The sequence below is a fragment of the Escherichia sp. 94.0001 genome (genome assembly GCF_013369155.2).
Taxonomy (GTDB): Bacteria; Pseudomonadota; Gammaproteobacteria; order Enterobacterales; family Enterobacteriaceae; genus Escherichia; species Escherichia coli_F.
The window spans coordinates 1-10,076 of record NZ_JABWMS020000094.1 but is presented as its reverse complement, the minus strand read 5'-3'; the positions used below and the strand labels follow the sequence as shown (position 1 = coordinate 10,076).

At 48.4% G+C, this 10,076-nt stretch carries 9 protein-coding genes; all 9 read right to left on the bottom strand.

Going from position 1 to position 10,076, the window contains the following annotated elements; translation table 11 throughout:
* Positions 1–174: 174 nt before the first annotated feature.
* Complete coding sequence (phoU, locus tag HEN33_RS22960) at positions 175–900, bottom strand: phosphate signaling complex protein PhoU (RefSeq protein WP_000377789.1); 726 nt, start codon at positions 898–900, stop codon at positions 175–177.
* 14 nt (positions 901–914) lie between these two features.
* Positions 915–1,688 (bottom strand): phosphate ABC transporter ATP-binding protein PstB, encoded by a 774-nt coding sequence (gene pstB, locus HEN33_RS22955; RefSeq protein WP_000063126.1) that lies wholly within the window; start codon positions 1,686–1,688, stop codon positions 915–917.
* Between the two features lie 90 nt (positions 1,689–1,778).
* On the bottom strand, positions 1,779–2,669 hold the full coding sequence (pstA, locus tag HEN33_RS22950) for a phosphate ABC transporter permease PstA (protein ID WP_001251991.1): 891 nt from the start codon (positions 2,667–2,669) through the stop codon (positions 1,779–1,781).
* Entirely contained in the window at positions 2,669–3,628 is a 960-nt protein-coding gene (gene pstC, locus HEN33_RS22945) for a phosphate ABC transporter permease PstC (protein WP_000741620.1), read from the bottom strand. The genes pstA and pstC overlap by 1 nt, the downstream gene beginning before the upstream one ends.
* A gap of 85 nt (positions 3,629–3,713) precedes the next feature.
* Positions 3,714–4,754, bottom strand: a complete 1,041-nt coding sequence (gene pstS / locus HEN33_RS22940) for a phosphate ABC transporter substrate-binding protein PstS (protein ID WP_000867152.1) — start codon at positions 4,752–4,754, stop codon at positions 3,714–3,716.
* Between the two features lie 246 nt (positions 4,755–5,000).
* A complete protein-coding gene (locus HEN33_RS22935; RefSeq protein ID WP_032185530.1) occupies positions 5,001–6,074 on the bottom strand; it encodes a fimbrial protein in 1,074 nt (357 codons plus the stop codon).
* 9 nt (positions 6,075–6,083) lie between these two features.
* On the bottom strand, positions 6,084–8,606 hold the full coding sequence (lpfC-O113, locus tag HEN33_RS22930; protein WP_176262925.1) for a long polar fimbrial usher protein LpfC-O113: 2,523 nt from the start codon (positions 8,604–8,606) through the stop codon (positions 6,084–6,086).
* A gap of 24 nt (positions 8,607–8,630) precedes the next feature.
* Positions 8,631–9,362: a long polar fimbrial chaperone LpfB-O113 gene (gene lpfB-O113 / locus HEN33_RS22925; RefSeq protein ID WP_105277592.1), complete on the bottom strand. Its 732-nt coding sequence runs from the start codon at positions 9,360–9,362 to the stop codon at positions 8,631–8,633.
* A gap of 47 nt (positions 9,363–9,409) precedes the next feature.
* The gene (gene lpfA-O113 / locus HEN33_RS22920) at positions 9,410–9,982 is read right to left on the bottom strand and encodes a long polar fimbria major subunit LpfA-O113 (RefSeq protein ID WP_032185533.1); all 573 of its coding nucleotides are present in this window, start codon (positions 9,980–9,982) and stop codon (positions 9,410–9,412) included.
* Positions 9,983–10,076 lie beyond the last annotated feature (94 nt).

Sequence of the window (10,076 nt, the reverse complement as noted above, 5' to 3'; positions counted from 1 at the left end):
ACATTAATATTCAAAAATTTGAATGAAATAATGTATATGCAATCTATTGGGAATAGGATCAAGGGGAGTTTGTGAGGCAATTTTTAGAGAAAATGTATATCTACCCGATAATTATGCATTACCGGGCTGATTGCCAGATGCGGCATAAAAGCCTTATCTGGCAATGTGTTAGCGTTACTCTTTCGGGTCTTTTCCCGCCAGCAGTTTATCCAACTCATCACCACCGACGTGACGGAAATCCTGACCTTTCACGTAGTAGAAGATGTATTCACAAATATTCTGGCAGCGGTCGCCGATACGTTCGATTGAACGCGCACAGAACAGCGCGGTAAGGACGCTCGGAATGGTGCGCGAATCTTCCATCATGTAGGTCATCAGTTGACGAACAATACCTTCGTACTCCTGATCGACTTTTTTATCTTCCCGATAAATTCGCACCGCTTCGTCAATATCCATCCGCGCGAACGCATCCAGCACGTCATGCAGCATCTGGATAGTGTGACGCCCCAGTGATTCCAGACTTACCAGCAATGGCTGATGCTGCTGGGAGAATTTCTCCAGCGCAGTACGGCAGATTTTGTCCGCCACGTCGCCAATACGCTCCAGCTCGGCAATGGTTTTACTGATTACCATCACCAGACGCAGGTCGCTCGCCGTCGGCTGACGTTTGGCGATAATGCGCACGCAGGCTTCATCGATCGCCACTTCCATCATGTTGACGTTTTTGTCGCCTTCGATCACCCGCTTCGCCAGATCGCTGTCCTGGTTATGCATCGCGGTGATCGCATCAGAAAGCTGCTGCTCCACCATGCCGCCCATGGTCATCACCTGCGTGCGGATGCTTTCCAGTTCGGCGTTGAACTGGCCGGAAATATGTTTATTAAGATTGAGACTGTCCATAACGCACTCCTGAATCAACCGTAACGACCGGTGATGTAGTCTTCTGTTTGTTTCTTCGCTGGTTTGGTGAACAGATCGTCCGTGTTGCTGAACTCAATCAATTCGCCCAGGTACATAAACGCCGTGTGGTCGGAACAACGCGCAGCCTGCTGCATGTTGTGGGTGACGATCACTACGGTGTAATCCTGCTTCAGTTCGGTGATCAGCTCTTCAATACGCCCGGTAGAGATAGGGTCGAGCGCCGAACACGGTTCGTCGAGCAGCAGCACTTCCGGGCGAATGGCGATACCACGTGCAATGCACAGACGCTGTTGCTGACCACCAGAGAGAGAGTAACCGCTCTGGTGCAATTTATCTTTGGTTTCGTTCCACAATGCGGCTTTGGTCAATGCCCACTGCACGCGCTCGTCCATATCCGCACGGGAGAGCTTCTCAAACAGACGAACACCAAAGGCGATGTTGTCGTAAATGGACATCGGGAACGGCGTCGGTTTCTGGAACACCATGCCCACTTTCGCACGCAGCAGGGCGATATCCTGAGTGTTAGTCAGGATGTTGTCGCCATCGAGCAGAATCTCACCTTCCGCACGCTGCTCCGGATACAGTTCAAACATTTTGTTGAAAGTACGCAGCAGCGTCGATTTACCGCAGCCGGACGGCCCGATAAACGCCGTAACCTGGTTTTTGGCGATATCCAGGTTGATGTTTTTCAGGGCATGGAATTTGCCGTAGTAGAAGTTCAAATTACGAACCTGAATTTTACTCGGGGCAGTTTCAACCATACTCATTGCAATCTTTTCCTCATCGTGCCTGATGCACTTCGCTAATCAGGCTTACCGTAGGCCGGATAAGGCGTTCACACCGCATCCGGCAAAGTGTTAACCGTGTTTATTCTTCGCAAAAACAACGCGCGCCAGAATGTTCAGCAGCAGGACGCACAGGGTAATAATCAACACCCCGGCCCAGGCCAATTGCTGCCATTCTGCAAATGGGCTCATCGCAAACTTAAAGATCGTTACCGGCAGGTTGGCGATCGGCTGCATCATGTCCGTGCTCCAGAACTGGTTGGAGAGCGCGGTAAACAGCAGCGGCGCGGTTTCACCGGCAATACGGGCAATCGCCAGCAGGATACCGGTCATGATCCCGGACACCGACGCTTTCAGCGTAATAGCGGAGATCATCTTCCATTTCGGCGTACCCAGCGCATAAGCCGCTTCACGCAGGCTGTCCGGCACCAGTTTCAGCATGTTCTCGGTGGTGCGGATAACAATCGGCACCTGCAACAGCGCCAGGGCAATCACGCCAGCCCAGCCAGAGAAGTGCTCCATCTGTGCCACCACGATGGTGTAAACAAACAGACCAACGACAATCGACGGCGCGGAGAGCAGAATGTCGTTAATGAAGCGAATCACTTCTGCCAGCCAGGACTTACGGCCATATTCCGCCAGATAAATCCCCGCCATAATGCCCAGCGGCGTACCGAATACCGTAGCCCACAAAATTAACAAGCCGCTACCCGCCAGGGCGTTCGCCAGACCACCGCCTTCCGTATTTGGCGGCGGCGTCATTTCAGTGAACAGCGCCAGCGACATACCGTCGATACCGCGGGTGATGGTGGACATTAAAATCCAGATCAGCCAGAACAGGCCGAAGGCCATCGTCGCCATTGAGAGCGTCAGTGCAATACGGTTCTTGAGGCGGCGACGCGCCTGCATTTTGCGGCGGGATTCTGCCAGCGCCGCAGTGGTTTGCATTTCAACCATAGCCATTAGCGTGCCCCCTCATTCTTAGCCAGGCGCATAATCATAAATTTCGATGCAGCGAGGACGATGAAGGTAATCACAAACAGGATCAGGCCCAGTTCCATCAGTGCGGCAACGTGCAGACCGGATTCCGCTTCAGCAAATTCGTTCGCCAGCGCAGAGGTGATACTGTTGCCCGGCATGTACAGCGAGGCGCTGTCGAGCTGGTAGGTGTTACCGATGATAAAGGTCACCGCCATGGTTTCACCGAGCGCGCGCCCCAGACCCAACATGATGCCGCCGATAACCCCATTTTTGGTGAACGGAAGAACGATACGCCAGATAACTTCCCAGGTGGTGCAGCCGATACCGTAGGCTGATTCTTTCATCATCACCGGGGTTTGTTCGAATACATCGCGCATTACCGCTGCAATGTACGGAATAATCATGATGGCGAGGATCACGCCTGCCGCAAGGATACCGATACCAAAGGCCGGGCCGGAGAACAGCGCGCCAACAATCGGGATATTCGACATGATATTGCCGACCGGCTCCTGGAAGTAAACGGCGAACAGCGGCGCAAAGATAAACAGGCCCCACATGCCGTACACGATACTTGGAATGGCTGCCAGCAGCTCAATGGCGATACCCAGCGGGCGCTTCAGCCAGCCAGGCGCAAGCTCGGTCAGGAACAGGGCGATACCGAAACTCACCGGGACGGCGATCAGCAGCGCGATAAACGAGGTCACCAACGTACCGTAGATCGGCACCAGCGCCCCGTAGATATCGTTCGGCGCATCCCACTCTTTGGTCCACAGGAAAGCCAGACCAAATTTCTGAATGCTCGGCCAGGAGGAGATGATCAGAGAGACAATAATGCCACCCAACATCAATAGCACAATCAGCGCCGCCAGTTTTACCAGCACGCTGAAAATTATGTCGCCCTTTTTACCCGGTGGGTTAAAAGCAGGCTTGGTTGCAGCCATAAGTTACTCTTCAGTTAAACGCGTTTACAAAGTCATTTTGTAATGCCGGATAAGCCGTTAATGCCTTATCCGGCATGGTGTTTTATTAGTACAGTGGCTTGCCGCTACTGTCTTTAATATTGGTCTTCCACGCAGCGCGAACTTGTTCAACTACGCTATCCGGCAGGCTGGCATAATCCAGGTCGTTCGCCTGTTTAGCCCCGGTTTTGTACGCCCAGTCGAAGAACTTCAGCACTTCTACACCCTGCTCTGGTTTCTTCTGATCTTTGTGGACCAGAATGAACGTGGTTGAGGTAATAGGCCATGCATCTTCGCCTTTCTGGTTGGTCAGATCCTGAGCGAATGTTTTGCTCCAGTCTGCGCCTTTTGCTGCATTAGCGAAGTTTTCTTCGGTCGGACTAACCGGTTTACCATCAGCGGAGATCAATTTTGTGTACGCCAGGTTGTTCTGCTTAGCGTAAGCATATTCAACGTAACCAATTGCACCCGGCAGACGCTGAACGAACGCGGCGATACCGTCGTTACCTTTACCGCCCAGACCAATCGGCCATTTTACGGTAGAGCCCGTACCAACGTTGTTTTTCCATTCTTCGTTCACTTTCGCCAGGTAGCTGGTAAAGACGAAGGAAGTCCCGGAGCCATCTGCGCGGCGCACTACAGCAATGTTCTGTGACGGCAGTTTTAAGCCCGGATTCAGTTTGGCGATGGCTTCATCATCCCACTTTTTGATTTTGCCCAAGTAGATGTCGCCGAGGGTTTTACCATCCAGCACCAGTTCGCCAGATTTTAGCCCCGGAATGTTAACCGCCAGCACAACGCCGCCAATTACGGTCGGGAACTGGAACAGACCTTCCTGAGCCAGTTTTTCGTCAGACAGCGGCGCGTCAGAAGCACCGAAATCAACGGTGTTGGCGATAATCTGTTTTACGCCGCCGGAAGAACCGATACCCTGGTAGTTAACTTTATTACCGGTTTCTTTCTGGTAAGTGTCAGCCCATTTGGCATACACCGGCGCAGGGAAGGTTGCACCTGCACCTGTCAGGCTTGCTTCTGCAAACACAGAGAAAGCGCTCATCGATAAGGTCGCGGCGACAACAGTTGCGACGGTGGTACGCATAACTTTCATAATGTCTCCTGGGAGGATTCATAAAGCATTGTTTGTTGGCTACGAGAAGCAAAATAGGACAAACAGGTGACAGTTATATGTATGGAATATGACAGTTTTATGACACAACGAGATTTATGCGTAATTTATTGATTTTTATAACCAGGCAAAAAGAAAAACCATGTCATCTTTTTGTCATGTCATGTGCAAATAGGTTAGAAAGAGGTGTCTGATGACAACGGTGCGAGGAGCACCGTTGTCCTTTGATTAACGAACAATTTCGATGGTGATAGTTGCCGTAGCGGTAAATGTTCCTGGCGCGGGTCGTGCACCAGTGAGGCTCGCAGGCGCAGCAGAAAAAGTTACATTGCCAGCTTTCTCACCAATAACGCTTGTTGCTCCCATATCAGTTGGTAGTTCGCCACCGTTTACGTTGATTTCCCTGTTATTTTTATCGTAGACTTTTATCCCTACATTTGGGTTTGATGTTACAACCATCGAATTATCGCTACTGGGTTCAGTAGCATAAAAAGAGGTAGTGATATCATCCGTATTCATTATTCCTAAATACTCACACTTAATAGTGACAGTTTTGGTGATTTTATGCGCTGACACAGCACTCCCGACAACAGATGAAAAATCTGCGGCTGGAATAGTACTAAAATCAAAATTAATTGGCTGTAAACTATTAATTTCACAACTTTGTGGCGCAGTGATGTCTCCACGAACATAAACATCAGCCATCGGCTGTGAATAATCAATCGGTGTGTCACGGCTGATAGTTCCGTACAACTTCGCAACAAGCGTTGTGGGAATAGTTACCTTTCCCGCAAAGGGTTTTTTAATATAAAAATAAATCTTAGCCTTGGCACCACTAGAAATATCTAATGGCTCCTCTCTTCCACACTTATATACTGTAGTTACATCAGGATCATTAGCATGATACTCGAATGGTGCATTAACAAATCCGACCCCTAAAAGATCAATTGCTATACCCACATCCAGATGTGGATTAAGATTATAGTAATTTACATTAGAATGAACCCCAGCATAACTTAAAGCATCATTTATTTTTGCCGTGTAGTAAATATAGGGAAATTCACCGACCTTTCCTGTATTACAGTGACAATGTGCCGGATAAGACCCGCCATTAGTTACTGTTGTATTAAATGTGGTCCCCGCTTTATTCTGAGTTGCCGTAATAACATATCCAGGAAAATCAAGCACACTATGAAAAACGCCATTATCCGGAGTACAGATACCTTGAGGGGCCGCAAGAGTCGTACTCGTGTAAAAAATGGCGACAATAGAAAAACACCACAACAGAATATTATTTCTCATAAAAAACCTTTAATTACAGGTGACACTCTGCTCAATTAAACCATTATCATTTTCTGGTACTGAAAGTGAGTAGCCAAAGGTACATTTCGTGACTGCGTCTCCTCCCCAGGATAAAGTGACCTGCCCTTTATCTGACAGACCCGAGAGATAAAGCTCACCAGAATCACCGACTATTCCTGAATCGGCGGTACTTGTGTTTTGAACTGAGGCAATGGCGCCAAAAGGTGCCGGTTTACCATTTGCATTTACCACTCTGAAAAGAACACGGTAACCCACATGCGTCACAAACTCCGCTTTAACCACTGCGCCGCGAGTGGGGACCATCGTAACGACGGTATTATCGAGTTCAACATTCGACTTAGAGAAATAGTTGTCGCTGATCGCTACCCGGTTTTCATCATAAGGATTTAGCTGTGTCTTAACCGTGTAACCACGCCAGTCTGTTGCCGCCCCGCGCATATTATCAATTTCCAGACCTGCGGCTCCCGGTGCTTTAATAAGAGCGATGGTTTCACCCAGTTCCTGGCTAAACGTTATCCCTTCACTATGCGCCAGAATGCCACCCCGGATACCATAATTGAGTCGCTGAGAATTTTGGCTGTAGTTATAACTGCCGTTTAACGTGCCGTAGGTACCGTCATAGGTCAGCGACATATTACCGCCTACTTGATCATCGCGGCTGTTATAGGACTGCATGAGATTCCAGGAGAGATTATTTTTCTCCAGCGCCGTACCGCTAAGACCAAGTTGATGCGAGCTACCAGAATCATCATTTTGCGAAACCGAATAGGTGGCATAACTATTTCCCCACCAGCCCGATAATGGAACTGATAAAGAGAGCATGTAGATTTGTTCGCTGGTGTTATCATTGGCATAACTATTACTGGTCCCTTGCCGGGCCGTATTGGAATAACTCCACGAGACGTTCCACGAGAGTCGCTTCCAGCTACTGCTGTAACCAAATTGGATTAATCGTTCGACATCATCTGTGTGCCAATATTGCTGGCGGCTTAATGTCAGGTATAAGTTGCCATAATCTCTGCCCAGCGATTGCGTTAACGTTCCTTCCACACGGCTGCGACGGTTTCCGGTTTGCCAGAAATCTTCTGGACTATTTTGCCGGGAGGCCCATTCATTGAGGGTATAGTAGCCTTCGGTGGAGTAACGATAGCCAACCAGGCGTAAGCTGGTGTCTGTATCGTCAAAACGTTTTGAATACAGAAAACGATATGACTGACCCGTTTCCGTATCATCATCTGCAAATTTCGCTCTGGCATGTGTCGCATCTAAAGAGATGGCTCCCAGAGCACCGAGATCTTTACCTACCCCCAAAGCAACAGAACCATACTTTTCAGCAGCCTGTACGCCACCATACAAGGTAAAACCGTGGGGCAAGCCATGAAGGATCTGTGCCTGAAGCACGTCAGGAGTAAAACCATCTTCATCGCGCAGTTCCCCCACGCTAACATCTACATCGGTCTGACCTTCACGTTTGAGGATTGCCAGCGACGCATAAGGCTGGGTGAATCGTTGTTCACTACCATCTTCTTCCTTAATAGTCACATCCAGGTCGCCGCCTGAGCTGGCAGTATTGAGGTCGGTGATTTCAAAGGCACCTTGTGGAACGGCTGACTGATAAATTACGTAGCCGTTCTGTCGAATGATGACGGTGGCGTTAGATTTTGCAATCCCACGAACCACAGGCGCGAAGCCATTCTGGCTGGCGGGTAACATATCTTTATCAGTATAAAGTCGTGCACCACGGATTTGCGTGCTGTCGAAAATATCGCTCGCCGTCCACGTATCGCCAATCATAATCTGGCTTCTTAACGCAGCAATATCACGTTGTATCCAGGTACTGATAGAGTTGTATTCCGCACGACCATCGGTGGTGTTCAAGGTGCTGTAATTGCGGAGTCGCCACGGCCCAATATTGAGTCCGTTACGCAGGTTGAGATAACTGGTATCGGTCTCCTGTGAGCTGTAATCCGAGCGCAGAGTATGTGAACCGGAAAAATCGTAGTTGATAGTCAGTGCGTTAATTCCCTCATCCCAACGCGTGGGGCTTATGTAATCGTAAGCCATCGCATCCATATAGATCTGGGGAATGGTGATATTCAGTTGCAGCTTATCGCCGTCCAGTTGCCATGTTGAGCCTTCAATGCGTGGTGCAGGGTCAATACAGGCCTGGTCATCCACTTTATTGAGCGATTTCAGCGCGTCAACTTTTACACCAAAGGAAGTCAGCGTTTTTTTAACCGCGACAAAGCAGGCGTGCAGATCGGCATCAGGGTTATCCTGAACAAAAGTCACATCCTGCCGTTCGAACATTTTGCCATTGATAAAAATATCAACACTGTAGACGCCGGGAGGTATGTGATTCGCTTTGTTAAACTGGCGAATATCGACTCCGGATTGATGGTCTATTTCCAGCAGCGCCGGATTAAATATGCTGACCTCGGCCATCACACTTTGCGAGAAAACGAGACATGTCCCTGCCGTCAGACCAACTGCTATTCTGGTCGTAACCATAATTCGCCTATCCTTATGCAATGCTTACAACGCTTGCTTTAATGGTTCGCTTATCGCACCGTAATCATTAATAAATCGCCAGGTCATTTGGCTACCCGAAGAATTAGCAGGCAACGGTAACGTGAGCGTCTCGAAAGGGCGGATCATGTTAAGAGGTACATCATGGCCATCAACAATGACATCCATCACGCTGATATGAATCGGGTTAGGGTTCTCAGCAATAAGATTTCGGCCTTCCCGATGCCACTTCACCTTTGGTGCGGCATCTTCGGGAATCATGCGGATAGATGCCGGTCTCCAGAAAAGCTTAATTCGCGTTTTAACGGCGATTTCCAGCGAGTTCGCTTCTTTGTTGCTCGCAGAGGGTGGAATATTTTTGATATTTAGCCAGAAGACAGACTCTCGATCCTCTGGTAATGACAAACCTTTAGTGTGGACAATACGTAATATTTTTTCTTGCGCGGGTTCTAACCGTGATACCGGAGGAATAACAATAAATGGCGCTTTAGTTTTATCATCTTTATTAAACGGATCCACCCATGCCTGGATGAGATAAGGAATTTTTTCTTCCTTACTAAATACAGAAATAGATTTATCAGCATTATTACTCAAATAAACAACCCGTGTACCGCCAATGACAACACCTGCACAGGTCAATGTCGGCTGGAGGAAAAAGATGCTTAGAATAATAATCCTCAATAAATTACACGAAATTGTTGTTTTAAAGAGCCTAATTAAACAACTTTTTCTGGACATAACGACTCCCTGGCCAAAGCCAACTGAATAAAAAGGCCCTGTATTAATTATTTCTTATATTCGACGGTGAATTGTGAATCCGCGTTTGCTGTACCCGCCGTTACGGTCGCATTGGTAGCAACATAGCGTGCAATAAACTTCATTTCAGCCTTACCGTCAGCGTCGATTGTGCTATAAGCAGAGTCGTTATAAAGTTTAACCTGAGAATTATCCGCCCGGTTAAAAATACGAATACCGACGCCGGTTGCCGCAATCGCTTGTCCTGTACCGGTAAAATCGCCAGGTGTACCTGATGTCAGCGGTGTACCCACTTTCAGGTCACCGTCTCCGCCAGGTGCTTCAGTACCATCGAAACGGACGGCTGCCTGAGTATAGGTTGCTGGGCAATTTTCCAGTTTAATACTAAATTGCTGTGGTGACGCCAGGCTGCCTACTCCTGAAAACGCACTTTTACTGACCTTACCAAGAGGTACTGTTTGATCGGCGGTATCGGAAGTCACTTCGCATGTGCTATCGACAATTTCACCGACAAAGTGAACAACGCCATCTTCTGCAAGTGCATTTCCGGCTAACATTAAAGATGCCAGCGTAATTGCACCGCCAATAATATTACGTTTCATACAAACTCCATTGATATAATATATCCTTCAGTCTAAATCATAACTTAAATTAATAAGTGATTTTATGATTCAGAGGCATAGTACACCAAAGGGG

Bases quoted from the DNA above. Each gene is read 5' to 3' on its own strand.
- lpfB-O113 (WP_105277592.1), bottom strand. From the start codon at position 9,362: ATGTCCAGAAAAAGTTGTTTAATTAGGCTCTTTAAAACAACAATTTCG.
- pstB (WP_000063126.1), bottom strand. From the start codon at position 1,688: ATGAGTATGGTTGAAACTGCCCCGAGTAAAATTCAGGTTCGTAATTTG.
- HEN33_RS22935 (WP_032185530.1), bottom strand. From the start codon at position 6,074: ATGAGAAATAATATTCTGTTGTGGTGTTTTTCTATTGTCGCCATTTTT.
- lpfA-O113 (WP_032185533.1), bottom strand. From the start codon at position 9,982: ATGAAACGTAATATTATTGGCGGTGCAATTACGCTGGCATCTTTAATG.
- lpfC-O113 (WP_176262925.1), bottom strand. From the start codon at position 8,606: ATGGTTACGACCAGAATAGCAGTTGGTCTGACGGCAGGGACATGTCTC.
- phoU (WP_000377789.1), bottom strand. From the start codon at position 900: ATGGACAGTCTCAATCTTAATAAACATATTTCCGGCCAGTTCAACGCC.
- pstC (WP_000741620.1), bottom strand. From the start codon at position 3,628: ATGGCTGCAACCAAGCCTGCTTTTAACCCACCGGGTAAAAAGGGCGAC.
- pstS (WP_000867152.1), bottom strand. From the start codon at position 4,754: ATGAAAGTTATGCGTACCACCGTCGCAACTGTTGTCGCCGCGACCTTA.
- pstA (WP_001251991.1), bottom strand. From the start codon at position 2,669: ATGGCTATGGTTGAAATGCAAACCACTGCGGCGCTGGCAGAATCCCGC.